Below are 25,442 nucleotides of genomic sequence, written 5' to 3'. Positions count from 1 at the left end.
ATTTGTATTTAGTTTGAAAACAATTTATAAATAATGAATTGTTTTTATAATTTCTCTTGCAGTGACTTAATTTCATCGCGGTATTTTGCTGCTTGCATAAAATCTAATTCTTTTGCTGCTTTTTCCATAGCTTTTTTAGCTTCACGGATTTTCTTTTCAATTTCGGGTTTCGATAAGTATAAACTTTCGGGTTCGGCAGCTTTTAAAACTTGATTCTCATAGTATTGTGTAGAAACCGAATTTCCTGCTAAAGCACTTCCTAAACTTTTATTTAACGCTTGTGGTTCAACTCCATGTTTGGTATTGTAATTCATTTGTTTTTCACGACGATAATTCGTTTCATCAATGGTTTTTTGCATGGATGCCGTAATTTTATCACCATACATAATGGCTTTTCCATTTACGTTTCGAGCTGCACGACCAACAGTTTGCGTAAGCGAACGATGACTTCTTAAAAATCCTTCTTTGTCAGCATCCAAAATCGCAACTAAAGAAACTTCGGGTAAATCTAGACCTTCACGAAGTAAGTTAACACCAATCAATACATCAAACAAACCTTTACGTAAATCTTGCATGATTTCAACACGTTCTAAAGTGTCAACATCTGAATGAATGTAACGACAACGAATGGCAACTTTAGTTAGATATTTGGTCAATTCTTCCGCCATTCTTTTAGTTAAAGTGGTCACTAAAACACGTTCGTCAACTTCGCATCGTTGTTGAATTTCTTCAATTAAATCGTCAATTTGATTCAAACTCGGACGCACTTCTATAATTGGATCTAACAAACCAGTAGGACGAATGACTTGCTCTACATAAATTCCTTCTGATTTTTGTAATTCATAATCCGCTGGAGTTGCTGAAACATAAATTACTTGGTTTTGCATCGATTCAAATTCCTCAAATTTCAATGGACGATTGTCCATTGCCGCAGGAAGACGGAAACCATATTCAACCAAATTCTCTTTTCGGCTTCTATCGCCACCATACATGGCATGAACTTGCGAAATTGTCACGTGACTTTCATCAACAACCATCAAGAAATCGTCTGGAAAATAATCTAACAAACAGAATGGTCGTGTTCCTGGAAGTCTTCTATCCAAATAACGTGAATAATTTTCAATACCTGAACAATAACCTAATTCGCGAATCATTTCTAAATCGAAATTGGTACGTTCTTCTAATCGTTTTGCTTCTAAATGTTTGCCAATTTCTTTAAAATAATCGACTTGTTTTACCAAATCTTGTTGAATATCCCAAATGGCTGCTTGTAAAACATCGGGTGAAGTCACAAACATATTCGCTGGATAAATATTTAGCTTTTCGTATTTTTCTAAAACTTGAGAACTTCTAGCATCAAAAGCTTCGATTTCTTCAATTTCATCACCAAAAAAGTGAATTCTAAAAGGTTCGTCACCATAACTTGGGAAGATTTCGACAGTATCTCCTTTAATTCTAAAATTTCCTGGAGTGAATTCGGCTTCGGTTCTTGAATATAAACTTTGTACTAATCTGTGTAATAATTTGGTACGAGAAATTACTTGATTTTTTTCTATAGAAACTACATTTTTCTGAAATTCTACTGGATTTCCAATTCCGTAAAGGCAAGAAACAGAAGAAATTACAATAATATCGCGACGACCAGAAAGTAGGGCAGAAGTAGTGCTTAAACGAAGTTTTTCTAGCTCTTCATTTATGGACAAATCTTTTTCAATATACGTTCCAGTTACAGGAATGAACGCTTCTGGTTGGTAATAATCATAGTAAGAAACGAAATATTGCACCGAGTTATTTGGAAAAAACTGTTTGAATTCTGAATACAATTGCGCAGCCAATGTTTTGTTGTGTGCTAAAACTAACGTTGGTTTTTCTACATTCTGAATTACATTAGCAACGGTAAATGTCTTTCCCGAACCAGTAACTCCTAATAGAGTTTGGTATTTTTCGTCATTAAGAATTCCGTTTGAAAGTTTTTCAATGGCTTGAGGCTGATCGCCTGTAGGTTCGTATGCGGAGATTACTTGGAATTTCATTTATTATAATTTCAATCTATTAGGGTTTTGTCTTGCATCCCAAACGGATAAAACGATAATGTGATTTTCATTTAGTTCATAGTAAATAATATGATTTTCAATGATTAATCCTCTAACATTTATTAAATCTGTTTTTTTAACAATTTCTGGTTGAAGCATTAAAAGGTTTAATTCAGATTGTATTTTTTTGTATAGGTTTTGTGAATACGTTTTACTTTTGTTTCTAAAACTATAAAATTCTAAAATATATTTTAATTCAGATTTTGCAGCTTCTGTCCATACAATTACTCTTTTAGCCATGCTTCAATTTCTTCGTTGACTTGGTCATTTGTATAGTAATTTCCTTCTAAATAGTCTTTTTGAGATTTTTTTATAACTTTCTTTTGTGAATTAGTTAAAACAATAATGTTCTCAGTACTTGATTCTACCAAAGTATTAAGTGCAGTCAAAATCTTTTTGTCATTTATAAGATCTATTCTTGATTTCAATATGTTTTTTAACTCAATCGTAGTCATTGTAAATAGTTTTATACAAATTTAAACAAAAAGATTTATCAAACTGTAAACTTCCATTCTTTCTGTTGTTTTTCGCTTAAGAAAGTCCACGCTACAAAACGACTTATTTTTTGTCCTTGAGCCATTTCTATGGTTTTAATTTCAACTGCTCCAACTTTATTTAGAGTTTTGTAAATACTTTTTAAATTTTCTTTTTTTGAAACTAAGGTAGTAAACCAAAAAACTTGTAATGGATATTTTACACTTTCGTAAATCATTTGAGTGATGAAACCAATTTCGCCACCATTGCACCAAAGTTCGGCGTTTTGACCACCAAAATTTAGTATAGGTTTAGCTTCGCTCAATTCGGCTTTGCCTCGGGTGGAAGATTTTACGTCTTCCAAATTATTTACTTTTCTTAAAGATGCTTTTGTTGCTTCTTCTTGCGATGCATGAAATGGCGGATTACAGATTGTAAAAGCAAATTTATCTTCGGGAAGGATAATATTTTTGAAAATAAATCTTGGTTCTACCTGCAATTGCAAACTGATACTTTCTATCAGCTGTGGATTTTTAGCGATGATTTTTTTGCAATTTTGAATTGCATTTTCATCAATATCAGTTCCTACAAAACTCCATTGGTACTCGTGATTTCCTATTATTGGATATATGCAATTTGCTCCAATGCCAACATCTAGACCAATTATATTTTCTCCTACTGGAATGATTTTGTTATTAGAATTTGCTAATAAATCGGCTAAATAGTATATGTAATCAGCTCTTCCAGGAATTGGCGGACATAAATAATTTTTGGGAATGTCCCAATATTGAATGCCATAATTAGAAATAAGAAGGGCTTTGTTTAATGCTTTTACCGCTTCAGGATTTGCAAAATCAATAGTTTGTTTCGCTTTTTCGCTATTGCTCGGTTCGACATTGTGTTCATTGACGAAAATATAATTTTTTAAAATAGGATAATTGTAAATTAATTTTTCAAAATCGTATCTAAATCTATGAGGATTTCTAGGATGTAATGTGGTTTTTTCGGGTATAATTTTGTTCTTCATTTTGTCATTTCTCTATATCAAATATAGAAAAAATATGTTACTTTTATAAGATAAAAATAATAAAAATAGTCATGAAGAAAATCAAATTTAGAAAGCGGTATATTCTCTACTTTGTTATGATTTCCTATTTGATTATTTGTCAATCTTGCATGAAAATGCGAATGAGTAGTACAAAAACGAAAACATTTTTTGCAACTTCAAAAATTGAGTTTATTGATTCTATTGTCAAGTTAGACGAACACAGCGTTCATTATATTCAAACAGGTAAAAAAGACAATCCAACTTTATTTTTTATTCATGGTTCGCCTGGAAGTTGGGATGCATACAAAGAATATTTAAAAGATACTTTGTTGTTGAAAAAGTACAGAATGATTGCTATTGATAGACCAGGATTTGGATATAGTGATTTTGGAACTGCTGAAAATTTAAAAGTTCAATCAGAGATTATATTTGATTTTATTAAAAAAGTTGATAATAATAAACCAATTATTCTTGTTGGTCATTCTATGGGTGGACCAGTTGTAACCAAATTAGCAGAAAATCATCCAAACAAGTACCAATGTATAGTTATTATTTCTGGTTCGATTGATCCAAAAGCTGAAAACCCTGAAATTTGGAGACCTTTTATTATGAAAAAACCACTACGATATTTAATTCCAGGTGCTTTACGACCATCAAACGATGAATTGTGGTGGCTTAAAAAAGATTTGAATATAATGAAACCTAATTTAAAAAATATTGTTTCTAATGTTGTAGTTATTCACGGAACGAAAGATAGATTAGTTCCTTATTCTAATATGTCATTTATTCAAAAGGAGTTTGTAAATGCAAAGAAAGTGGATACATTATCAATTAAAAATGCCGACCATTTTATTCCATGGACACATTACAAAATTATTCGTGATGCCTTGTTAGATATTAAACTTTAATTTTAATCAAAACATTCCATCAACAACAAATCTCCGTTAGAATGTTCTATTTTTACTATTCCATCTGCTGTTACATGGTTACTACTTCCTGTTCTGTAACCAATGGTAAGTTCTTCATTTTGTAATGGATAGAAAAGATTTTGAGTAGTAATTCCGCTTACTTTTCCAATTGGGATTAAAGAAATAGGAGTGTCTTTAGTGTACCATTTTTCAAATTTATTAGGTAATAAAAATATTTTTGAATGGTCGTCAAGAATTACAATTTTAAGTTTATTGCGATAACCCACAATGTTGGTTATGTTGGTAATGGTATGATCAGCACGTTTTCCTGTTGCCCAAACTACATTTACGGCTTTATGACCTTTTTCGATTAAATAATCGAAGGCTTTTTCTAAATCGGTTTTGTCTTGATTTGGTGTGTGAACAATTTCAAGTGGAAACTGTTTTTCTTTATAAATTTCGGGATTGAAATTATCATCAAAATCGCCTAGCAACACATCAATTTTTATGTCCAATTGCAAAACTCTATCAATAGCGTTGTCTAAAACTACAACTATGGGCGACCATTCGAGTAATTGTCCTAAAAGTTCATAACTACATGATGCTCCGTTTGCAATAATTAACGCAGGTTCTTGATCGTCGCGAACTATGTGATGAGATGACATTATCTTATTAAACTAAAATGACCTTTAATTTCTTCTCCATTATTTTGTTTGGCAACAAACCAATAATCTGAGGATGGCATTTTTATCCCATTGTAAGTTCCGTCCCAACCCGCAGTATTTTGATTAAAATGATAAATTAGTTTACCAAATCTGTCAAAAATTAAAATTTGTTTGATATCTAAAAAACGACCAGTAAATTTCCAATAATCATTTATGCCATCATCATTTGGGGTAAAGAAATTTGGATATCCAATCACAGAAAATTCATCGGAAACAGTTCCACAACCTTTCGTGTCTTTTACATAAATAATGTGTTCACCAGGAATTAAATCATAGAAAATATTGCTAGTTTGATAAGTACCTGATTCATTATCTAAAGAATAAACATAATTTCCTGAACCTAATGGATTTACAACAAGGTTATAATTTCCAATACTTCCTTCAATAGTGTAATTTAATGTTGCAATTTCAGAATTTGTAACAGTAATCGTTCTAGTTGAGGTGCAACCAAAACTGTCAGTTACATCAACAGTATATATTCCAGCTGTGTTAACTAAAATAGATTGTGAAGTTTCTCCTGTTGACCAAAGAAAGTCAAAATTTGAAGCTGCTCCACTATTTCCAGCGCTCAAACTTATTTTTGAAGGAAAAGTATTTAAACAATAGAAAACTTCTACATCTGGAAGTAGTTGAGGATTGTCATTAACAATTAAATTAAAATTTGTAATATCAAAACAATCATCACCATTAATAGGTTGGATTCTAGCATAAACAGTTTGTGGGTTACTGATATTGGTATAATTAGTAGCTAATGGATTTTCATTATTGAAAGCATCATCATAATTTAAAAAATAGCTCACAGAATAGTCCGATGCTGATTGAGAACCTAACACTTCACTATTTTTATCAGAAAGTATAAATTCTGAAAAATCTGTAGTACCACAAGAAATAAAGTTTGCGGGTTGAAATGCTGTTGGCGAATCTAAAATGGTAATATTTTTAGTGTAAGTTTTAGAAGTAGTTGTGGTTATTATTGTCAAATTCACTTCATAAACACCTGCACTCGTAAAAACATGAGTCGGATTTGCAAGTGTAGATACATTTGAAGACGAACTTGCATCACCAAAATTCCATGAAATGGAAACAATATTCTCTATTTCAGGAATGTTAAATTGTGTTGCATTTCCTGTACAGTAATTACTCGATGTAAAGCTTTGATCTAAATATGAAGTTATAAACGAAGGCAAACCATAATAACAAGTATTTGTGCCAAGGTTGACTGCGGTTAAATTGACATTACACCCAATTCCAACAGTATTTGGATTATTAATTACACCCAAAGAACTTGTGTTGTTTCTGCCAATATAAATTTTTTGATTAGGAGCTAATTGAAGCGCAGTAATGATTCCTTCTTGAAAATTATCAAAATCAAATTGCGCAATTAAAGTTTTAGATGCATTAATTGTTGAGTCATTGAGACTTTCGATATTATATTGAAATAACTCTGATTTGAAATTATCTAAATCAATATTTGAGACATAAAGTAATTTATTGTTAGAAGAAAATTCAACACCATAACCACCAATGTAATCAGTATTCAGTGGAGAAGTTGAAATTAATGAAAGTTGTCCTGTTAAATTATTAAAGTTAAAAAGCTGCATAACACTTCCTACACCTGAATTAACAGAAGCAACATATTTTCCGTCTGGTGAAGACTTCATATAACCTAAAGTTCGTTGAGTGTCACTTGAAATTGAAACACCAACACTAGAAATAACCGCAGGATTTATGCCTGTTGGCGTGATTTGATAACTCAAAAATTGGTTATTACCATATCGATGAGCGATTACCCAAAAATTAATTCCATTGTCGTGCTTTGCAACGGTTATTTTTTCTAAAGTAGGAGTAGCTAATAAAACATTTTTTGTAGTAACATCACCTAAACCACCATCGAGAGTTAAATCAATTACGCTATAATTTAAACCATTAGTTTTACCAAGTTCATCAACTGTAAAAACGTAAAATAAATTTGTATTTCCTGGATTTGGTACAATGATAGCAGATTGTGTACTAGATGGATCTCCAAGTAAACCTGTTCCATTTGGCATAATTGCATGATCTTTATTCCAAATTTTAACTCCATCGGTATAAAAAAGCAAACCGCCATTTTCATCACATAAAGTTGCACAACCTTCATTAGTATCAATTTGGCCATCATTTAAAACAACAGGAGTTGTACCAGAATTGAAACTAATTCCAGCTTTATCTCCAAAATACCATATACCGGCAGGACTTTGAGAAAATGAATAAAACGATAGTAATAAAAACAAATAAAGAACTCTCTTCATGCAATTTTTTTAAACAAATATAAGGTTTTTAGTGATGAAACCTATTCTACAACGTAATTTCTAGTGTCAATTTCACTCAAATTGAAATAACCTAATGGATAATTTTTTGAATTTGTCTGATTTACAATATTTCCTTTTAAAGTTGCTGGCGGAGTTGCAAAAGGACTTCCACCGGAACTTCCTGCAATATTGATAAGTTTATTCATGTAGTTATAATAACGTTCATTAATTCCTTGCAAACTCATAAATAACTCATCTTCAGATTCTAGTTTTTCATTTGAATAAAATCCAAACATTTCATTTCCTTGAAAAAACTCGTCTTTAATAGCACCATATTCAGGAAAAGTAAAATCACTTTTTTTGAAACCAATAAGGTAAAAATTATCTTCCAATCCATTGTCTTGATAGAAAAATTTAATTTGAATTTCATCACCACTAATTCCTTGAACACTTTTCTGCTCAATACTTTCAATTTCTGGAGTGGCTAAAAGTTTTTCGGTAGAAGTATAAGTGTTCCCATCAACAACTACTGTTAAAGTATAATTTTCATTAATAATTGGTTGAAAGGTTGAACAATTATAAGTTCCTGAAGTTGTTGATTCTTCAAAGTTGAAAATTGTTCCAACACTGTTTGTAATAAAAACAGTTGCGCCTGAAACTGGAGGTATAGTTTCATTAAAATAGTCAGTTGTTGTAGAAAGTTTTATTGTTTGTTCATTTCCAAGTGTTCCTTTTTGCCATTTTATTGAGGCATCAATAACTAATTTTGGTTCTGAAGAATTGACATTTACATCAACAACATCTTCACAACTTATTTGAAAAATTGCTAGGATGAAAACGAAAAGTAGGCGAATTATATTTTTCATGATAATTAAAATTTAAAATTATAAGAAACTGATGGTACTAAACCAAAGATAGATAATCTGATGGCTTCATTATTTCCAGAATCTTGGTTTTGACGAAAACTTATTGAGGCGGCATTTTTTCTTCCATAAAGGTTATAAATACTGAAAACCCATTCACCTTTCCATTTCTTTTTCTCACTTTGTTTTGGAGTTAATGTTGCTGAAACATCTAAATGATGATACAACGGTAAATTATTTTCATTACGTAATCCATAACTCGGAATGGTTATTCCTTGATAAACATATTGTCCATTTGGATAGGTAACTGGTTGACCAGTTTGAAGAACAAAATTAGCTCCAAAATTCCATTTTTTATTTAATTTATAGGAACTTGTTACCGCTAAATTATGCATTTTATCATAGGCAGAACGATACCAATTTCCATTGTTAATTCCGCTTTCAGCAGCAGTTCTTCCCGGAGTTTTTTGTTCAGAACGTGATAGAGTATAGGATATCCAACCGTTAAATTTTCCTGTGTTTTTTCTAAAGAGGATTTCTAAACCATAAGATCGCATTTCTCCATTTAAAATGACTTGCTCAATGGCTTCATTAGCAATTAAATCGGCACCATCAATATAGTCCATTCGGTTTTTAATTTTTTTATAAAAACTTTCAATTTCTATGGAGTATTCATCATTTTTTATATTTGAAAAATAACCAATAGCTACTTGATCTGCGATTTGAGGTTTAATGAAATTATCACTAGGTGTCCAAACATCAAGTGGAGTAGGCGAAGCAGTATTTGAAACCAATTGTAAATATTGTATCATTCGATTATAACTTGCTTTTACAGATTTATTTTCTCCTAATTCGTATGCAATTGAAAATCTTGGTTCTAAGTTATTAAAGTTGGCAATAGTTTTATTTTTTCCAAAATATTCAGTTCCAATTGGCGTAGCTTTTTCATAAATTCCTAATTCTGAATTGAATGTAACAGATTGATTATCGGTATAAATGTTTTGAGTAAAAGAACCTAATCTATAAAATAAACTATATCTCAAACCATATTCAACGTTTAATTTTTCTGATATTTTTTGTTCAGCACCAAGATAAAATGAAGGTTCAAATGCAAATTTCTTTTCTAATTGACGATAATTTATTCCTGAATCGCTTCTAGAAGGCTCAATTGTTCCTGGGTTGAAATCGTAATAAATGGCATTTGCTCCATAATTCAATTTGATTTTGTCTGATAAATAATGTTTGAAATCATATTTTAGATTATAATTTTTAATTCCTGAATCCCAATTGAATCCTACAAAATCTAGATTTAAACCATAATAATAATCACTATAAATCATGGATAAATTTGAAAATAATTTATCGGAAAACAAGTGATTCCAACGCAAGTTTAAAGTGGAGTTTCCATAAGTATTTACAAAACTTTCGCTTAAACTAAAAACATCTCTGCCAAAGTAACCTGAAAGATATAAACTGTTATTTTTATCAATTTTATAATTTAATTTAGTGTTCAAATCATAGAAATATGCAGAATTCTTATTGTTAGATAGTTTCAAAAATAAATGTGCATACGAACCTCGACCTGCAACAATAAACGAACCTTTATCTTTTACAATTGGGCCTTCAGCGATTAATCTGCTGGAAATTAATCCAATTCCACCATTCATATGAAAATTTTTACTGTTTCCATCTTTTTGGTAAATATCTAAAACAGATGATGCTCTTCCACCAAATCGAGAAGGAATTCCACCTTTATATAATTTCAAATCCTTTATAGCATCAGGATTAAATACAGAGAAAAAACCAAATAAATGCGATGAATTATAAATGGTAGCCTCGTCAAGTAATATTAAGTTTTGATCAGCTCCACCACCACGAACATTAAAACCCGATTGACCTTCGCCAGCATTGGTCACACCAGGAAGGAATAAAATAGACTTTATTATATCTACTTCTCCAAGAACAACAGGCATTTGTTTTATGGTATTTATAGATAATTTATTGACACTCATTTCTGGTTTTCGAGTGTTGGTTTTTGTCTTTTCTGTGATGATTACCTCTTCAATTAAATTTTCACTTTCTGTTAAACTAAAATTTTTTGAAACATTTTCTGTAAGTGAAATTTTTTCATCAACTATTTCGTAACCTACATAACTGATATTTAACTCATAATCTCCTTTTGGGAGTGTTATGGAATAAAAACCATATTCATTTGATGACGTAAAATTTTTTGTTCCTTTTACTAAAATATTTACTCCTATTAAAGTTTCATTATTTTTTGCGTCAGAAATAGTTCCGCTGATTGTAAATTTATCTTGAGCAAATCCTGAAATTGACCCTATCAAAATGAAAATGTAAATAATGTATTTGTTTAAAGGCATAATTTTTGATTTTGTTTTGCAAATTTGACCATTTAATTTTTAATATTACATACATAAAATGTTAATGTATGGTTAACTATAAAACGTTTTTAAATTGATTTTAAATACTTTTACAACAGAATTTTATAACAAGACATGAGAGCAATTATTTTAATTTGTATTTTATTCTTTTCCTTCAATGGATTTTCACAATTTGAGAATTCAAAAAAAGGAATTCGTTTTGCTCCAACAAAAAAGAAAGAAGCACCACCTAAACCATTAGATGAAAAAACTTCACCTGCTGTCATTAAATATGAAAGTAGTATTGGTGAAAAGAAAGATGATAATTTAGGATATTCTATACTTCCAAAAAAAGAAGTTAAAGGAATTATGGAAGAGGAAGTTTCAACAGTTAGAAAATCGTCTGAGTTATATACTGAAAAGCTACAAACAAAAATGTCGCAAGAAGGAATTTCTAAAGAGATTGTAAATAGTGATGTTTTTCTTGGAGAGTATACAGTTTATACTAAACAAATTGCAATTTCTGCAAGAGATTATAGTGCAATTGATGGCGATTTAGTAAGAATTTGGGTCAATGGCGAAATGGTTACAAAACAAATTAGTTTAGAATCGGGTTATCAAAAATTTGATTATGTTTTGCAAGAAGGATTGAATATCATTCAAATAGAAGCATTAAATATTGGACTTTCTTTCCCTAATACAGGACAATTTACTTTTGTAGATGGAAATGGAAAACGAATCACGGAACAATTTTGGGGTTTGAATGAAGGTTATCGTGCTATCATTAAGGTATATAAAATGAAAGGTTTAACCGAAGAAAAGAAATAAAAAAATCCGACATTAAGTCGGATTTTTTGTTTTAAAATTATTGAGAATTAGCTTAATTTCTTATCTAAGTTTTCTTTAATTGCAGCAAGGAAATTTTCGGTTGTTAAATAATCAGCATTGGTTAGACCTTCTGGTTTTACTAACATTGCTAAGTCTTTAGTCATTTTTCCGCTTTCTACAGTTTCAACACAAACTTCTTCAAGCTTGTTACAGAAATTAATTAATTCTTGATTTCCGTCTAATTTTCCTCTGTGTTCTAAACCTCTTGTCCATGCAAAGATTGATGCAATTGGGTTTGTTGAAGTTGCTTTTCCTTGTTGGTGTTGACGATAATGGCGAGTCACAGTTCCGTGTGCAGCTTCTGCTTCAACTGTTTTTCCATCTGGAGTAACAAGAACAGAAGTCATTAATCCTAATGAACCAAATCCTTGAGCAACAGTATCAGATTGAACGTCACCATCATAGTTTTTACAAGCCCAAACAAATCCACCATTCCATTTCATTGCAGATGCAACCATGTCGTCAATAAGTCTGTGTTCGTAAGTCATTCCATTTGCTTCAAAATCAGCTTTGTAATGTTGTTGATACACTTCTTCAAAAATATCTTTAAATCTTCCGTCGTAAGCTTTTAAAATGGTATTTTTTGTAGAAAGATATAAAGGCCATTTTTTAGTTAAAGCCATTTGAAATGATGAGTGTGCAAATCCATAAATGCTTTCATCAGTATTATACATTGACATGGCAACTCCATCACCTTTAAAGTCATAAACTTTCCATTCGGTAGTTTCACCAGCTTCATTTGTGAAAGACATAGTTAAAGTTCCTTTTCCTTTGATAACTTTATCTGTTGCTTTGTATTGATCACCAAAAGCGTGACGTCCAATAACGATTGGTTTTGTCCAACCTTGTACATATCTTGGAACATTGCTCATAATAATTGGTTCGCGGAAAACAGTTCCACCAACAATATTACGGATAGTTCCATTTGGAGATTTCCACATTTCAGAAAGGTTAAATTCTTTTACACGTTCTTCATCAGGAGTAATAGTAGCACATTTTATACCTACATTGTATTTTTTAATTGCTTCTGCAGAGTCAATTGTGATTTGGTCTTTTGTAGCTTCTCTACTTTCAATACCTAAATCATAGTATTTGATATCTAAATCTAAATAAGGAAGAATTAATTGCTCTTTAATAAAGCTCCAAATAATTCGAGTCATTTCATCGCCATCCAATTCTACTACTGGATTGGCTACTTTAATTTTTACCATATTGTATAAGGTTTTGCTGTTTGTTTTTATAAAAATTCGCGGAAACAAATATAAGAATAAGTAGTTAATTTTATTGTAGTTGAGTGACGAAATCGATTGAATTATTAAATTGATATTTAAAAGAACTTTAATTATGAATTTGATAATTTAAGGATGGGTTTTTTGCATAAAAAAAATCCTTTCGTTTTGAAGGAAAGGATTTTTTTATTGTTTCTAAAGAAAGAATTAGTTTTTGTATCTTCTCTCTTTGATTTTTGCTTTTTTACCAGTAAGTTCTCTGAAGTAGTAAATTCTTGCTCTTCTAACTTTACCTCTTTGATTCACTTCAACTTTTTGTAAAGCTGGCATGTTAACTGGGAAGATACGCTCTACACCAACTGAACCTGACATTTTACGAATTGTAAATGTTTCAGTAACTCCTGAACCTTTTCTTTGAATTACAACTCCTTTAAAAAACTGAGTTCTTGTTTTTTCACCCTCTTTAATTTCGTAGTAAACTGTGATTGTATCACCAGCTCCAAACGCAGGGAAATCATTTTTTGTTGATAATTCGTTATTAACGAAATCTACTAAATTTGCCATTTTTAATGCTAATTATGGTTTAAAAATCTGAGCAACATTCACGGTTTTCGCCAGAGGTTGGTCAAATGTGGGTGCAAAGATAACTAAAAAATCTAAAGTTGCAAACCTATTTTTGGAAAAAGAAAAAAGAGGCAAGAAGCAAGAAATCAGCTAGTTAAATTCCAATTTTTTAAAAGAAGTATCTTTCTTCTTTTTTCTTCGCTCTTTTCTCTAGTCTTCAAGTAAATCAGGACGACGATTTTTTGTGTGCTCAAATGCCATGTCTTCACGCCATTTGTCAATTTTAGCAAAGTGTCCGCTAGTTAAAACTTCAGGAACTTTCCATCCTTTATAATCTGCTGGACGTGTGTAAATTGGTCCTGAAAGCAATCCATCTTGAAAACTATCAGTTAAAGCAGAAGTTTCATCTGATAAAACTCCGGGAATTAATCTGATAATGGCATCACAAAATACAATGGCTCCAATTTCACCACCACTCAAAACATAATCACCAATAGAAATTTCTTTAGTAATAAAATGATCACGAACTCGTTGATCAACACCTTTATAATGTCCACAAAGAATAATTATATTTTTATACATCGATGCGGTATTAGCCATTTTTTGATTTAATGTTTCACCATCAGGCGACATATAAATGATTTCGTCGTAAGTTCTTTCACTTTTCAAATGCGTAATACAAGCATCAATAGGTTGAATCGTCATTACCATTCCTGCGCCACCACCAAACGGATAATCGTCTACTGATTTTTGTTTGTTAGTTGTATAATCTCTTAAATTGTGAAAATGAACTTCTACTAATCCTTTATCAATGGCACGTTTCATAATGGATGCTTCAAAAGGACTTCGAAGTAAATCTGGTAAAATGGTAATAATATCTATTCGCATTTTGCAAAGATAAATATTATTTTTTACTTGCTTTTATAGAATACACCATTGGAATTTTATTGCCAAAATGTTTTATTCGGAATTTATTTGGTTCAAATTCTTCCGTTTGATTAAAACAATTATAAGGAGAGTAATCATATTCATTGAAACAATTAATCTCTAATCCATTATTAATTAATGAATTTAATAGTTCAGATGTTGGGTGATTCCAGGTTGTTGTTTGTGTTGAAATTTCAGCTTCTTTATCAGCATACGTTCCTTCTTCATTTTCAATAATTGGTTCAACATTGAAATAGTTATAGAAAACTTCCTTAAAATCATTGTCATACATCCAAACAACAGGATGAAAATCAGCCATTATAAATTTTCCTTCTGGTTTTAAAAAATGTGAAATGACTTTCGCCCATTTATCTAAATCTGGAAACCAACCAATTGTTCCATAACTAGTAAAAACAACATCAAACTTTTCATCAATATAGTTTGGTGTGTCATATATATCACAACAAACAAAACTGGTATCAAGATTTAATTTTGATGCAAATTCACGTGCTCTTTCAATAGCTTTATCAGATAAATCAACACCTGTTGCTTTTGCACCCATTCTAGAAAATGTCATCGTATCTTGGCCAAAATGACATTGTAAATGTAAGATACTTTTTCCTTTTATATTGCCAAGTAATTCCAGTTCAATCGAATTTAGTGTAGATTTTCCATCCAAAAAGCCTTGCATATCATAAAACTCAGAGGTAATATGAACATCGGTTTTATTATTCCAAGTTTGCTTATTGATTTTTATATAATCATTTTCTTTCATATCCTAATTTTTAAACACCAAATTGTCTTAAATGATGGTCAACATGTTTCCACATTAATTTGTCCCAATCTTCAGATGACATTTTTCCCCAAAAAGGATGGTTTGTTAATTTAATTGAGTTTTCACCTTCAGCAAAACGACTAAAATTTTTGATTAATTCATTTCTTGATGATTCAAAATCGTATTTGTCGGTAAAAATAAATTCTTTTGCAGTAGGACTATTTTTTTTAAATTCAGAATTAAAAATTTTATTTTTAATCATCTTTCCTAAAAACTTCATCAAAAAATTGACTTTGATTTCATTTTCACCAAAAGCTACAATAACGGCTTTATTTGTATGTTTTAGCATTTGGTCAACAGTCATTTTTCCCCAAACGGCTTTACTTTCAAAAGTTAATTTATTAATTCTTGAAATGATAACATCATTATCTGTTTTGTTATAAATAGAACTCATTTTTATGTTTTTGGTTAGTCAAAAATACAATTTTATTAATAATCAATAATATTATTTTACCTTTGCACTTTAAATAAAAATACATTAGAATGGAAAATGGAATATATGCTAAATTTAATACCTCTAAAGGTTCAATTTTAGTAAAATTAACGCACGATTTAACACCAGGAACAGTTGGAAACTTTGTAGGATTAGCTGAAGGTCAGTTAGAAAATACAGCTAAGCCAATGGGAAAACCGTATTATGACGGATTAAAATTTCATAGAGTAATTCCAGATTTTATGATTCAAGGTGGTTGCCCACAAGGAATTGGAACTGGTGATGGAGGTTATAAGTTTGACGATGAATTTCATCCAAGTTTGAAACATGATAGACCTGGAGTTTTATCTATGGCAAATGCTGGTCCAGGAACAAATGGAACTCAATTTTTTATAACACACGTTCCTACATCATGGTTAGATGGAAAACACACCGTTTTTGGTCATGTTGTTGAAGGTCAAGATGTGGTTGATGCTGTTGCTCAAGGTGATTTAATTGACTCTTTAGAAATTGTTAGAGTAGGAGAAGAAGCTGAAAAATGGAATGCTATTGAAGCTTTTAGAACGTTTGAAGGTTCTAGATTGAAAAGAATTGAAGAGGCTAAAAAGCAAGCTGAAGAAGCTATGGAAAAATTAGCTGCTGGTTTTGATAAAACAGAAAGTGGTTTGAGATATAAAATCATCCAAAAAGGAAATGGTAAAAAAGCAGAAGCAGGAAAAACAGTTTCTGTTCATTATACTGGACAATTGGAAAATGGTAAAACATTTGATTCATCTTATCCAAGAAAAAAACCAATTGAGTTTCCTTTAGGAAAAGGGCACGTTATTGAGGGTTGGGATGAAGGAATTCAATTGTTAGAAGTTGGTGATAAAGCACGTTTTGTAATTCCATCTTATTTAGGTTATGGAACCTCTGGTGCTGGTGGAGTTATTCCTCCAAATGCAACTTTAGTTTTTGACGTTGAACTTATGGACGTTAAGTAAATAGTGTAAATTAAATGTAAAAAAACAATCCCGATAGATTTTCTGTTGGGATTTTTTTTATATTTACTTTAGCAAAACCAATAATAAAAAAATGAAAACAAAAATTCTTGTCATGGCATTTTTAGGAATAATGATTTATTCTTGTTCGCCAAAAGTAGTTCCATCAACAGAACCAAAAAAAGTTGAGCTTTCTGCAGAATTAGCTGAAGGTAAAAGTTTGTATGAAAATAATTGTGCAAAATGCCATGATCTTTATAAACCAAAAGATTTTAATGCTGAACAATGGAAGCCCATCATGTTAAGAATGCAGAAAAAAGCTAAAATCTCTGATGAGCAAAGAGAGAAAATATATAGTTATGTAACTGCAAATTAAAAATCAATCCGTCTTTTGGCGGATTTTTTTATTGGAATAGTTTTTGAGTTATTATCTTTGAACATTATTTACTTTCAATGCGTTATTTAATTTTATTTTTATTAGCCACTTTATCAATTCAGGCACAAGATATGAGTCAGGCACAACATTGTGGTTATGACTTTACCTCTTATTTAGTTTTGAATGTTCATGAAGAAGGAGTAAAGCAAAACATCAAAGGTTTAAAATTGTCATTAGTAGATTCAAATGGAAATGAATTGATAAATGTCAATAATAAATACAGTTGGAAAAATGAGAATAAGCCCTTAATTTTTTCATTCAATTATAAAATTGACGAAGAAGTAAAATCTGAGATTCCTGCCGAGAATAAAAAAGAGCGATGGTTTTTTCCTTATGCCAAAGACAACTATTTTCTATCAATAATTAATACTTTTCCCGCTGATGAAGTCAAAGTAAAAATTGAAGACATCGATGGAAAAGAAAACGGAGGTTTATTTGAAACTCAAATTGTTGATTTAGGTTTTTTTGATATGTTTGTTTTATGCACCAATCAAGCACAAGACTATGTGGTTCAATTTGGCAGAAAAGCCAATAAACCATTAGAGGTAATCCTCAAGAAAGCAACTAAATAAAACAAAAAATTAGATTTTATCCCTTTATATTGTAAATCCGTCGGGCAAAGTCACTCCTTTTTTTACTACTATAATTCCGTCTTTTATAGTATATAAATCTGTGTTAGCATCTTTCAAATGTTTTCCTCCGTTGAGTTTTACATCATTACCAATTTTACAATTTTTATCTACAATAGTGTTGTTAATAAAACAACGTTCACCAATACCTATATTCACAATATTATTATAAACATTGTGACTTATTTCGTCTAAATTTTGATAATAATCATTACCCATCAAATAAGAATTTGTAATAATAGAATCGCGATTTATTCTTGTTCGAATTCCAATTACGGAATGTTCAATTTTAGTTCCATTGATGATACAACCTTCGGCAATAATTGACTTATCAACGGTTGTTCCGCCTGTAATTTTTGATGGAGGTAAAACTCTGGCACGTGTGTAAATTTTACCCGAATTATCAAATAAATTAAACTTCGGAATATCATCTGTCAATCCTAAATTAGCTTCAAAGAACGAATCAATATTTCCAATATCGGTCCAATATCCTTCATATTGATAACTCAATATCTTTTGTTTTCCGATGGCTTGAGGAATGATTTCTTTTCCAAAATCTTTTGTTTCTTGGTTCGACATCAATTCAATCAATAAATTTCTGTTGAAAATGTAAATTCCCATCGAAGCTAAGTAATGTTTTCCTTCCGCTTTAGATTCTTCGCTAACTTCCGAAGTCCACTCTGGCAACAAACTAACATTTGGTTTTTCAATAAATGATGTAATAAAGTTCTCAGAATCGGTTTTTAAAATTCCAAATTCAGGAGCTTCTTTTGCAGTAACAGGTAAGGTTGCAATTGAAATATCGGCACCACTTTCTTGATGCGCTTTAATCATCTCGTTAAAATTCATTTGATACAATTGGTCACCAGATAAAATCAAAGCATAATCAAATTCGTGATTTAAAAAATGATTCATACATTGTCTAACAGCATCAGCAGTTCCTTGAAACCAAGTTGGATTGTCTGGCGTTTGTTCAGCCGCTAAAATATCTACAAAAGCAGTGCTAAAGTGACTAAAATGGTAGGTGTTTTTGATGTGTTGATTTAAAGAAGCCGAATTAAATTGCGTTAATACAAACATTCTCTTAATGTCAGAATTAATACAATTTGAAATAGGAATATCAACCAATCGGTATTTTCCAGCAATCGGAACTGCTGGTTTTGAACGACTTTCTGTTAATGGAGATAATCTTGAACCTTGTCCGCCACCTAAAATAATAGCTAATGTACTTTTTTTCATCTTTATTAGTATTTATGCTTTTTCTTTTTCAAATTTTGATATTACTTCTTCGTAATAGTTGTAGGTAGTTTTTGCTATAGATTCCCAACTAAATTTCTCTAAAACTCTTTTTCTTCCGGCTTTTCCCATATTTTTTGCAAGCGTTTCGTCTTCTAATAATAAATTAATTTTTGAAGCAAAATTCCTTTGAAATTCTTCTGGATTTTTTGGATTAAAATCAGTTCTTGAAACACTTTCTAGCGGAATTAAATAACCTGTTTCTCCTTCTGTTATAATTTCTGGAATTCCACCAACGGCACTTCCTACAACTGGAGTTTCACACGATAAAGCTTCGAGATTGATAATACCAAAAGGTTCGTACAAGGATGGACAAGCAAAAACTCTTGCGTGGCTATATAATACTTTAACTTTCTCTCTTGGAAGCATTTCAGAAATCAAAATAATTCCGTCACGTTGCGATTTTAATTCGGCTATCAGATTTTCGGTTTCTTTTGCTATTTCGTCAGTATCTGGTGCGCCAGCACATAAAACAATTTGACAATTTTTATTGAAATATTTTGCAGCCGAAATCAACTGCGAAATCCCTTTTTGACGAGTAATTCTTCCGACAAAAAGCACAAACGGAATTTCAGGATTGACACCAAATTCTACTAACAAATTATTGTCAAATGTTGGTTTGTAAAATTCAGGATCGATCCCATTATGTATTACTGTAACTTTTTCAGGATTAATTCCATAAGCTTCCACAACATCGGTTTTCATTTGTTCACTAACAGCAATTACGCCATCTGCGGTATTGTATGCATGATTTTCAATCCAACGTGAAAGAAAATAACCATTTCCTAGTTGTTCTACTTTCCATGGTCGATGCGTTTCTAAACTGTGTGTTGTTAAGATCAATGGAACTTGCAATAATTCTCTCGAAAAAATTCCTGCTAAGTGTGTGTACCAAGTATGACAATGAATTACGTCGGCTTGTAATGTATGTTGCGACATTTCTACATTTTTACTCAAATTATGGAACATTTTGATGTGCGGATTGCTAGCATCTTCCATTTTTGTTAGTGAAGAATTTATTCCAACAATGTTCATGGTGTCTTTTTCTTCCAATTGATTTCCAAAACATCGAACTTCCACTTGCCCTAGTTTTGACAACTCTTGGCTTAAAAAATCGATGTGTACACCTGCACCACCATATATATTAGGTGGAAACTCATTGGAAAAAAGGGCTATTTTCATACAAGTAAAATAATCATAATTTATGAATTATAAAGTTAGGGAATTTATTTTATCAATTCGTTTTTTAACTTATATAAAAACTATACAATTTGTATTTTTGTAAATAAATACAATTTTATGGAACCTATAACTTGGAATGATTTTGAAAAAGTTGAAATGCGCGTAGGAACAATTATTGAAGCAAATGATTTTCCCGAAGCCAGAAAACCAGCTTATCAATTGACAATAGATTTTGGTTCAGAAATTGGAATTAAAAAATCGTCTGCACAAATAACAAAACGCTATTCAAAAGAAGATTTAATTGGCAAACAAATCATAGCAGTATTGAATTTTCCTAAGAAACAAATTGGAAAATTTATGAGTGAATGTTTGGTTTTAGGTGCTGTAAATGAGGATGAAGTCGTCCTTTTATCTTCCGATTTAAAAGTAGAAAACGGTTTGAGAATCGCTTAGTTTTGCTTTCTACGTTTATTTGCCATGTATATATTAAAAATGGAAAGTAGAATAAATAATATTGGAACAATATAAAATTTATTTCTTTCATCACCAGAGTTTTCAGCTTCTATTTGACGGTAGTTTGCATAGATAATGTACAACCAAAAAACAATACTAATCGAATTGAAAACAAAGGCGTATTTATTTAAAAAAGCTAGAAATTTTTGCATAGTTTGGGAAATTAAAAACTCCAAAAATCTTTAAACTTTTGGAGTTTGTTATTCATTTAGATATCATCAAAATCAATATCTGTAAAACTTGATGTTTTTGGTTCTTCTTCACCTTCTGTTTTTTCGGTAAAATATTCTTTCTTGAAATCTTTTTGGTGTCTTTCAGAAATTACTTCTTCACCTTTATTATTTAAAACAAACGAAGTCATTTCGTCTAGAATTTCTTTGAAAGCGGTAAAATCTTCTTTGTACAAATAAATTTTATGCTTTTTAAAGTGAAATGATCCATCTTCTTCAGTAAATTTTTTACTTTCAGTAATGGTAATGTAGTAGTCATCAGCTTTTGTAGCTCTTACATCAAAGAAATAAGTTCTTCTTCCTGCTCTTAATACTTTAGAAAAAATTTCGTCTTTTTCTAACATGTCATGTTCTCTCATATTCGTTCTATCAATTAGTGTAGTTTTTCTTTTACGAAAATGATAAAAAAAATGTTACGATGCAAGAATTATTCTACTTCTTTTTCAGAAAGTTGTTTATAATAGAGTTCTTTATAATATCCTTCTTGGTTTACTAATTGATTATGAGAACCTTGTTGAATGATTTTTCCTTCTTCTAAAATAATTATTAAGTCAGCATTTTTTGCCGATGAAACTCTGTGACTGACAATTATTGTCGTTTTATTTTTAGAAATTTCTAATAAATTATTCAAAATTTGTTCTTCCGTTTCTGTATCAACCGCTGAAAGACAATCGTCAAAAAGAAGAATTTCAGGGTTTTTTATAATCGCTCTTGCAATAGAAACACGTTGTTTTTGTCCACCAGAAAGTGTAATTCCTCTTTCTCCAAGAATGGTTTCATATTGTTGGTTGAACTGAATGATATTATCGTGAACTACTGATTTTCTTGCTGCTTCAAATACTTCTTCGTCAGTTGCATTTTCTTTTCCAAATTTGATATTATTCTTTATGGAATCTGAAAACAAGAAGGCGTCTTGAGGAACAATCCCAATACTATTTCTTAAATCATATAGATTCAATTCTGCTAAAGGAATTCCGTCCATTAAAATTTTTCCAATTTTTACATCGTGCATTCTTGTAATTAAGGTAAGAATGCTCGATTTTCCTGAACCTGTTTTACCTAAAATTGCGAGCGTTTGTCCTTTTGCAACTTTAAAGGAAACATCTTTCAAAGCTTCAATATTAGTATCATCATAGGTAAAACTCACATTTTTAAATTCAATTTCACCTTTAATTACAGAATGATTTGGATTAGTGTTTTTGATTTCTGGTTCCACTTTTAAGAACTCGTTCAATCTTTTTTGCGATGCCTCAGCTTCTTGAACTAACGATGAAACCCAACCAATTGTGGCAACAGGCCAAGTTAGCATATTGACATATAAAATAAATTCGGCAATTTTTCCAATGCTATCAATTTCGCCATTGATGTACATCATTCCTCCAAAATAAATCACCACCAAGTTACTCACACCTATCAAAGTCACCATCAACGGTCCAAAAAAGGATTGAACATTAGCCAAACTCATACTTTTTGATTTACTTTCTTTAGCTAAATCAATAATATTGTTTTGATGTTGTTTCTCTAAACCATAAGCTTTTATAACTCTTATTCCCGAAAAAACTTCTTGTGTATAACTCGAAATTTTTGATAAATATTGCTGAAAAATAGTACTTCGTTTGTTGATTTCAACACTCAATTTGAAAATAATAAACGATAAAACAGGCAAGGGAAGAAGCGTATATAATGTTAATCTTGGCGAAACATTATACATATATATAATTACAATTGTAAAGGTAATTAAAGTATTTATGGTGTACATAACTGCCGGACCAACATACATTCGCACTTTAGCAACATCTTCACTAATTCTACTCATTAAATCACCAGTACGATTTTGTTTGTAAAAATTCTGATCTAAAACTTCATAATGCTTAAAAACTTCATTTTTCAAATCAAATTCTACATGACGTGACATCACAATTAAGGTTTGACGCATCAAGAAAGTTAAAATACCAGCGATAATCGTAGTTCCAATAATAAGTAATACATTTTCAATAAGTTGATTTTTAATTATGTCGTTACTTGCATTAGTTTTATGAAAATCTTCAATGGCTTTAAATGATTTACTAATCAATTTTGGAGTAAATAATCTAAAGATTTGCGCAACAATTGTAATGATAATACCTAATAAAAAACGGTATTTATATTTGATAAAATATTTATTTAAATATTGTAATTCTTTCATTTTAAATTATAAATTGTTTGTAGAATTATTTCTACTATTGTTAAAAAAATAGAAATAATTTAATTTTAAAATATTCATTTAAAATTTATTTTATTAACAATATGCTAATTAAAACTAAATTTCATGAATTATTTTGAATAAAAAGTTAAATTTGCGATGACTTATTGATAAAGTCGCAACCCAAATATATTTTTATGACTACAGAAATCACAACTCCAAAAGAGCTTCAAAAAATGGATCCGGTCTTCGGACAACTATCATTTGATAATCACGAGCAAATTGTTTTTTGCAATGACAAAGATACAGGATTAAAAGCAATAATAGGCATTCATAATTCAGTTTTAGGACCAGCTTTAGGTGGAACTAGAATGTGGAAGTATGCAAACGAATGGGAAGCATTAAACGATGTTTTGCGTCTTTCAAGAGGAATGACATACAAATCTGCAATCACTGGTTTAAATCTTGGTGGTGGAAAAGCTGTTATTATTGGTGATGCCAAAACTGAAAAAACTCCAGAAATGATGCGCAAATTTGGTGAGTTTGTTCATTCATTATCAGGTAGATATATCACTGCTGAAGATGTAGGAATGGTAACTGCAGATATGGATACTGTTCGTGATGTAACTCCATACGTAACAGGAATTTCTGAATCTCGTGGTGGTTCTGGTAATCCTTCTCCAGTAACTGCCTATGGTGTTTACATGGGAATGAAAGCTGCTGCTAAATATCAGTTTGGTTCTGATAAATTAGACGGAAAAAAAGTGTTAGTTCAAGGAATTGGACACGTTGGTGAAACTTTAGTTGATTATTTAACTAAAGAAGGAGCTTTAGTTCAAATTTCAGATATTAATGAGGGAAGACTTGAAGAAGTTAGCAAAAAATATGGCGCTTCAATTTATACAGGAAGCGATTTATATACAGCAGATGTTGATATTTATGCACCTTGCGCACTTGGAGCAACTATCAACGACGACACAATTTACAAGATAAATGCTAAAGTAATTGCTGGAGCAGCAAACAATCAGTTGGCAAATGAAAACGTTCACGGACCAATTTTGTTAGAAAGAGGTATCGTTTATGCACCAGATTTCTTAATTAATGCAGGTGGAATTATTAATGTTTATGCAGAAATTGCTCATTATGACAAAGCCGAATCAATTCGTAGAACTGAAAATATCTACAATACTACTTTAGAGATTTTTGATTATGCTAAAGCAAATAATTTGACGCCACAAAAAGCGGCAATGGCTATAGCAGAAAATAGAATTGAACAAAGAAAAAAAGAAAACGCTAAATAAGTAGCGATTGAAAAAAATAGTTTTATTTTTGCAAAGCGAAAGAGCAATTTCTTTCGCTTTGTTAATTTTTAAAAGTTCTTATCCGTGTTAAACAGAAGACATATTCGAGTAAAAGTGATGCAAACTATCTATGCAATGCATCAAAGTGGTTCAGATAATCTTGAAAAACAAGAAAAATTCTTAACAGCTAGTTTAGAAAATATTCTAGATTTGTACCTAATCATGTTGACAACTCTGACGGAAATTAGAAAAAAAGAAATTGATTACATTGAAATTTCTAAGAAAAAGCATCTTGCTACCGCTGAAGAACGAAACCCTAATTTGCGTTTTATAAATAATTCTGTGTTACTAGCTTTGGAAGAAAGTAATTCCTTAAGTATTGCTATTGAGGATAGAAAAATTAACAATTGGAGTATTAATGACGATACTATATTAATGCTTCTTCAAGCTGTGAAACAAAGTGATTTATATTTGAATTACATGGATAAAAAGAGCGTAACTTTTGAAGAAGAACGTTTTTTTATAGCCGATTTATTTTCTGAAGTAATTGCTCCAAATGAAAAATTATACTCTTATTTAGAAGATTTTAAGTTGACTTGGGTTGATGATATTCCAGTTGTTAATACTGAAATATTGAAACAGTTAAAAAAGTTTTCTAAAGACGAGGATTTTAGAATTTCTAAGTTATATAAAGATATTGAAGATAGAGATTTTGCAGCTACACTCTATAGAAAAACAGTTTTGAACGAAGACAAATTGGCAAAAGAGTTTATCGATAAAACACCTAATTGGGACATTGAAAGAATTGCTGAATTAGATACAATAATTTTAAAAATGGCAATTTGTGAGTTTTTAAATTTTCCATCTATTCCATTAAAAGTAACTATCAATGAATATTTAGAACTTGCAAAAGAATATTCTACACCAAAAAGTAGTGTTTTTATTAACGGAATTTTAGATAATTTAGTGAAGCAATTTCAAACTGAAAATAGAATAAAAAAAATAGGAAGAGGTTTATTATAAAATTTAATTTAAAA

Annotated in this window: 26 protein-coding genes; 8 read left to right on the top strand and 18 right to left on the bottom strand. The window is 30.6% G+C overall.

Going from position 1 to position 25,442, the window contains the following annotated elements:
• Nucleotides 1-44: 44 nt before the first annotated feature.
• Genes uvrB through rlmF form a run of 4 tightly spaced genes read right to left on the bottom strand, consistent with a single transcriptional unit; the run spans nt 45 to nt 3,594 of the window.
• On the bottom strand, nt 45-2,033 hold the full coding sequence (gene uvrB, locus Q0049_RS15395) for an excinuclease ABC subunit UvrB (RefSeq protein ID WP_298121735.1): 1,989 nt from the start codon (nt 2,031-2,033) through the stop codon (nt 45-47).
• 3 nt (nt 2,034-2,036) lie between these two features.
• Nucleotides 2,037-2,333, bottom strand: a complete 297-nt coding sequence (locus tag Q0049_RS15390; protein ID WP_298121732.1) for a type II toxin-antitoxin system RelE/ParE family toxin — start codon at nt 2,331-2,333, stop codon at nt 2,037-2,039.
• A complete protein-coding gene (locus Q0049_RS15385; RefSeq protein WP_298121729.1) occupies nt 2,318-2,548 on the bottom strand; it encodes a hypothetical protein in 231 nt (76 codons plus the stop codon). The genes Q0049_RS15390 and Q0049_RS15385 overlap by 16 nt, the downstream gene beginning before the upstream one ends.
• 38 nt (nt 2,549-2,586) lie before the next feature.
• Nucleotides 2,587-3,594, bottom strand: coding sequence for a 23S rRNA (adenine(1618)-N(6))-methyltransferase RlmF (gene rlmF / locus Q0049_RS15380; protein ID WP_298121724.1), 1,008 nt, complete (start codon nt 3,592-3,594; stop codon nt 2,587-2,589).
• Between the two features lie 161 nt (nt 3,595-3,755).
• Between rlmF and Q0049_RS15375 the strand changes: the two genes are divergently transcribed.
• Nucleotides 3,756-4,523 carry an alpha/beta hydrolase gene (locus tag Q0049_RS15375; protein WP_298121722.1) on the top strand — a complete coding sequence of 256 codons (768 nt, stop codon included), beginning with the start codon at nt 3,756-3,758 and terminating at the stop codon, nt 4,521-4,523.
• Between the two features lie 2 nt (nt 4,524-4,525).
• On the opposite strand, the gene Q0049_RS15370 is transcribed toward Q0049_RS15375, so the two are convergent.
• Genes Q0049_RS15370 through Q0049_RS15355 form a run of 4 tightly spaced genes read right to left on the bottom strand, consistent with a single transcriptional unit; the run spans nt 4,526 to nt 10,780 of the window.
• The gene (locus Q0049_RS15370) at nt 4,526-5,188 is read right to left on the bottom strand and encodes a thiamine diphosphokinase (RefSeq protein WP_298121719.1); all 663 of its coding nucleotides are present in this window, start codon (nt 5,186-5,188) and stop codon (nt 4,526-4,528) included.
• Nucleotides 5,188-7,536, bottom strand: a complete 2,349-nt coding sequence (locus Q0049_RS15365) for a T9SS type B sorting domain-containing protein (protein WP_298121716.1) — start codon at nt 7,534-7,536, stop codon at nt 5,188-5,190. The genes Q0049_RS15370 and Q0049_RS15365 overlap by 1 nt, the downstream gene beginning before the upstream one ends.
• A gap of 41 nt (nt 7,537-7,577) precedes the next feature.
• Complete coding sequence (locus Q0049_RS15360; RefSeq protein ID WP_298121713.1) at nt 7,578-8,402, bottom strand: DUF4249 domain-containing protein; 825 nt, start codon at nt 8,400-8,402, stop codon at nt 7,578-7,580.
• A 5-nt stretch (nt 8,403-8,407) separates the two neighbouring features.
• Nucleotides 8,408-10,780 (bottom strand): TonB-dependent receptor, encoded by a 2,373-nt coding sequence (locus Q0049_RS15355; RefSeq protein WP_298121710.1) that lies wholly within the window; start codon nt 10,778-10,780, stop codon nt 8,408-8,410.
• 135 nt (nt 10,781-10,915) lie between these two features.
• Here Q0049_RS15355 and Q0049_RS15350 point away from each other — a divergent pair, with 135 nt between their 5' ends.
• Nucleotides 10,916-11,608: a hypothetical protein gene (locus Q0049_RS15350; protein WP_298121707.1), complete on the top strand. Its 693-nt coding sequence runs from the start codon at nt 10,916-10,918 to the stop codon at nt 11,606-11,608.
• Between the two features lie 47 nt (nt 11,609-11,655).
• On the opposite strand, the gene Q0049_RS15345 is transcribed toward Q0049_RS15350, so the two are convergent.
• The 5 genes from Q0049_RS15345 to Q0049_RS15325 form a co-directional block, all read right to left on the bottom strand.
• The gene (locus Q0049_RS15345) at nt 11,656-12,879 is read right to left on the bottom strand and encodes an NADP-dependent isocitrate dehydrogenase (RefSeq protein ID WP_298121704.1); all 1,224 of its coding nucleotides are present in this window, start codon (nt 12,877-12,879) and stop codon (nt 11,656-11,658) included.
• A 225-nt stretch (nt 12,880-13,104) separates the two neighbouring features.
• Nucleotides 13,105-13,461, bottom strand: a complete 357-nt coding sequence (gene rplS / locus Q0049_RS15340; protein ID WP_298121702.1) for a 50S ribosomal protein L19 — start codon at nt 13,459-13,461, stop codon at nt 13,105-13,107.
• A 210-nt stretch (nt 13,462-13,671) separates the two neighbouring features.
• Entirely contained in the window at nt 13,672-14,349 is a 678-nt protein-coding gene (trmD, locus tag Q0049_RS15335; protein WP_298121699.1) for a tRNA (guanosine(37)-N1)-methyltransferase TrmD, read from the bottom strand.
• A gap of 16 nt (nt 14,350-14,365) precedes the next feature.
• Nucleotides 14,366-15,163 (bottom strand): bifunctional 2-polyprenyl-6-hydroxyphenol methylase/3-demethylubiquinol 3-O-methyltransferase UbiG, encoded by a 798-nt coding sequence (locus Q0049_RS15330; RefSeq protein WP_298121696.1) that lies wholly within the window; start codon nt 15,161-15,163, stop codon nt 14,366-14,368.
• 10 nt (nt 15,164-15,173) lie between these two features.
• A complete protein-coding gene (locus Q0049_RS15325) occupies nt 15,174-15,617 on the bottom strand; it encodes a DUF1569 domain-containing protein (RefSeq protein WP_298121693.1) in 444 nt (147 codons plus the stop codon).
• A gap of 89 nt (nt 15,618-15,706) precedes the next feature.
• On the opposite strand from Q0049_RS15325, the gene Q0049_RS15320 reads away from it, so the two are divergent.
• The 3 genes from Q0049_RS15320 (at nt 15,707) to Q0049_RS15310 (ending at nt 17,644) form a co-directional block, all read left to right on the top strand.
• Entirely contained in the window at nt 15,707-16,639 is a 933-nt protein-coding gene (locus tag Q0049_RS15320; RefSeq protein ID WP_298121690.1) for a peptidylprolyl isomerase, read from the top strand.
• Nucleotides 16,640-16,730: 91 nt separating this feature from the next.
• Nucleotides 16,731-17,012: a cytochrome c gene (locus Q0049_RS15315; RefSeq protein ID WP_298121688.1), complete on the top strand. Its 282-nt coding sequence runs from the start codon at nt 16,731-16,733 to the stop codon at nt 17,010-17,012.
• A 77-nt stretch (nt 17,013-17,089) separates the two neighbouring features.
• A complete protein-coding gene (locus tag Q0049_RS15310; protein WP_298121685.1) occupies nt 17,090-17,644 on the top strand; it encodes a hypothetical protein in 555 nt (184 codons plus the stop codon).
• Nucleotides 17,645-17,668: 24 nt separating this feature from the next.
• Here the strand turns inward: Q0049_RS15310 and Q0049_RS15305 are convergent, their stop codons facing one another.
• Together Q0049_RS15305 and glgA are read right to left on the bottom strand one after the other, a co-directional pair.
• Nucleotides 17,669-18,940 carry a glucose-1-phosphate adenylyltransferase gene (locus Q0049_RS15305; RefSeq protein ID WP_298121682.1) on the bottom strand — a complete coding sequence of 424 codons (1,272 nt, stop codon included), beginning with the start codon at nt 18,938-18,940 and terminating at the stop codon, nt 17,669-17,671.
• A gap of 12 nt (nt 18,941-18,952) precedes the next feature.
• Entirely contained in the window at nt 18,953-20,179 is a 1,227-nt protein-coding gene (gene glgA / locus Q0049_RS15300) for a glycogen synthase (RefSeq protein ID WP_298121681.1), read from the bottom strand.
• 117 nt (nt 20,180-20,296) lie between these two features.
• On the opposite strand from glgA, the gene Q0049_RS15295 reads away from it, so the two are divergent.
• On the top strand, nt 20,297-20,632 hold the full coding sequence (locus Q0049_RS15295) for a tRNA-binding protein (protein ID WP_298121678.1): 336 nt from the start codon (nt 20,297-20,299) through the stop codon (nt 20,630-20,632).
• Here the strand turns inward: Q0049_RS15295 and Q0049_RS15290 are convergent.
• From Q0049_RS15290 to Q0049_RS15280, 3 genes are all read right to left on the bottom strand, one after another.
• Nucleotides 20,629-20,844, bottom strand: coding sequence for a hypothetical protein (locus Q0049_RS15290; protein WP_298121676.1), 216 nt, complete (start codon nt 20,842-20,844; stop codon nt 20,629-20,631). The two genes, Q0049_RS15295 and Q0049_RS15290, sit on opposite strands and share 4 nt — an antisense overlap.
• A gap of 56 nt (nt 20,845-20,900) precedes the next feature.
• Nucleotides 20,901-21,281 carry a PUR family DNA/RNA-binding protein gene (locus Q0049_RS15285; RefSeq protein WP_298121673.1) on the bottom strand — a complete coding sequence of 127 codons (381 nt, stop codon included), beginning with the start codon at nt 21,279-21,281 and terminating at the stop codon, nt 20,901-20,903.
• 68 nt (nt 21,282-21,349) lie between these two features.
• Nucleotides 21,350-23,107, bottom strand: coding sequence for an ABC transporter ATP-binding protein (locus Q0049_RS15280; RefSeq protein ID WP_298121670.1), 1,758 nt, complete (start codon nt 23,105-23,107; stop codon nt 21,350-21,352).
• Between the two features lie 194 nt (nt 23,108-23,301).
• On the opposite strand from Q0049_RS15280, the gene Q0049_RS15275 reads away from it, so the two are divergent.
• Entirely contained in the window at nt 23,302-24,405 is a 1,104-nt protein-coding gene (locus tag Q0049_RS15275) for a Glu/Leu/Phe/Val dehydrogenase (protein ID WP_298121667.1), read from the top strand.
• An 84-nt stretch (nt 24,406-24,489) separates the two neighbouring features.
• A complete protein-coding gene (gene nusB, locus Q0049_RS15270; RefSeq protein ID WP_298121664.1) occupies nt 24,490-25,428 on the top strand; it encodes a transcription antitermination factor NusB in 939 nt (312 codons plus the stop codon).
• Nucleotides 25,429-25,442 lie beyond the last annotated feature (14 nt).

It is taken from the genome of Flavobacterium sp. (assembly GCF_027484205.1).
In the GTDB taxonomy this organism is placed as follows: Bacteria; Bacteroidota; Bacteroidia; order Flavobacteriales; family Flavobacteriaceae; genus Flavobacterium.
Note: the sequence above shows the minus strand (reverse complement) of the source record. Positions and strands in the feature narration are given on the sequence as shown.

Bases quoted from the DNA above. Each gene is read 5' to 3' on its own strand.
- Q0049_RS15310 (WP_298121685.1), top strand. From the start codon at position 17,090: ATGCGTTATTTAATTTTATTTTTATTAGCCACTTTATCAATTCAGGCA.
- Q0049_RS15360 (WP_298121713.1), bottom strand. From the start codon at position 8,402: ATGAAAAATATAATTCGCCTACTTTTCGTTTTCATCCTAGCAATTTTT.
- Q0049_RS15320 (WP_298121690.1), top strand. From the start codon at position 15,707: ATGGAAAATGGAATATATGCTAAATTTAATACCTCTAAAGGTTCAATT.
- trmD (WP_298121699.1), bottom strand. From the start codon at position 14,349: ATGCGAATAGATATTATTACCATTTTACCAGATTTACTTCGAAGTCCT.
- Q0049_RS15285 (WP_298121673.1), bottom strand. From the start codon at position 21,281: ATGAGAGAACATGACATGTTAGAAAAAGACGAAATTTTTTCTAAAGTA.
- Q0049_RS15365 (WP_298121716.1), bottom strand. From the start codon at position 7,536: ATGAAGAGAGTTCTTTATTTGTTTTTATTACTATCGTTTTATTCATTT.
- Q0049_RS15350 (WP_298121707.1), top strand. From the start codon at position 10,916: ATGAGAGCAATTATTTTAATTTGTATTTTATTCTTTTCCTTCAATGGA.
- Q0049_RS15275 (WP_298121667.1), top strand. From the start codon at position 23,302: ATGACTACAGAAATCACAACTCCAAAAGAGCTTCAAAAAATGGATCCG.
- Q0049_RS15385 (WP_298121729.1), bottom strand. From the start codon at position 2,548: ATGACTACGATTGAGTTAAAAAACATATTGAAATCAAGAATAGATCTT.
- rlmF (WP_298121724.1), bottom strand. From the start codon at position 3,594: ATGAAGAACAAAATTATACCCGAAAAAACCACATTACATCCTAGAAAT.
- Q0049_RS15325 (WP_298121693.1), bottom strand. From the start codon at position 15,617: ATGAGTTCTATTTATAACAAAACAGATAATGATGTTATCATTTCAAGA.
- Q0049_RS15305 (WP_298121682.1), bottom strand. From the start codon at position 18,940: ATGAAAAAAAGTACATTAGCTATTATTTTAGGTGGCGGACAAGGTTCA.
- Q0049_RS15375 (WP_298121722.1), top strand. From the start codon at position 3,756: ATGAGTAGTACAAAAACGAAAACATTTTTTGCAACTTCAAAAATTGAG.
- Q0049_RS15370 (WP_298121719.1), bottom strand. From the start codon at position 5,188: ATGTCATCTCATCACATAGTTCGCGACGATCAAGAACCTGCGTTAATT.
- Q0049_RS15330 (WP_298121696.1), bottom strand. From the start codon at position 15,163: ATGAAAGAAAATGATTATATAAAAATCAATAAGCAAACTTGGAATAAT.
- uvrB (WP_298121735.1), bottom strand. From the start codon at position 2,033: ATGAAATTCCAAGTAATCTCCGCATACGAACCTACAGGCGATCAGCCT.
- Q0049_RS15315 (WP_298121688.1), top strand. From the start codon at position 16,731: ATGAAAACAAAAATTCTTGTCATGGCATTTTTAGGAATAATGATTTAT.
- Q0049_RS15295 (WP_298121678.1), top strand. From the start codon at position 20,297: ATGGAACCTATAACTTGGAATGATTTTGAAAAAGTTGAAATGCGCGTA.
- Q0049_RS15355 (WP_298121710.1), bottom strand. From the start codon at position 10,780: ATGCCTTTAAACAAATACATTATTTACATTTTCATTTTGATAGGGTCA.
- Q0049_RS15280 (WP_298121670.1), bottom strand. From the start codon at position 23,107: ATGAAAGAATTACAATATTTAAATAAATATTTTATCAAATATAAATAC.
- rplS (WP_298121702.1), bottom strand. From the start codon at position 13,461: ATGGCAAATTTAGTAGATTTCGTTAATAACGAATTATCAACAAAAAAT.
- Q0049_RS15290 (WP_298121676.1), bottom strand. From the start codon at position 20,844: ATGCAAAAATTTCTAGCTTTTTTAAATAAATACGCCTTTGTTTTCAAT.
- Q0049_RS15345 (WP_298121704.1), bottom strand. From the start codon at position 12,879: ATGGTAAAAATTAAAGTAGCCAATCCAGTAGTAGAATTGGATGGCGAT.
- Q0049_RS15390 (WP_298121732.1), bottom strand. From the start codon at position 2,333: ATGGCTAAAAGAGTAATTGTATGGACAGAAGCTGCAAAATCTGAATTA.
- glgA (WP_298121681.1), bottom strand. From the start codon at position 20,179: ATGAAAATAGCCCTTTTTTCCAATGAGTTTCCACCTAATATATATGGT.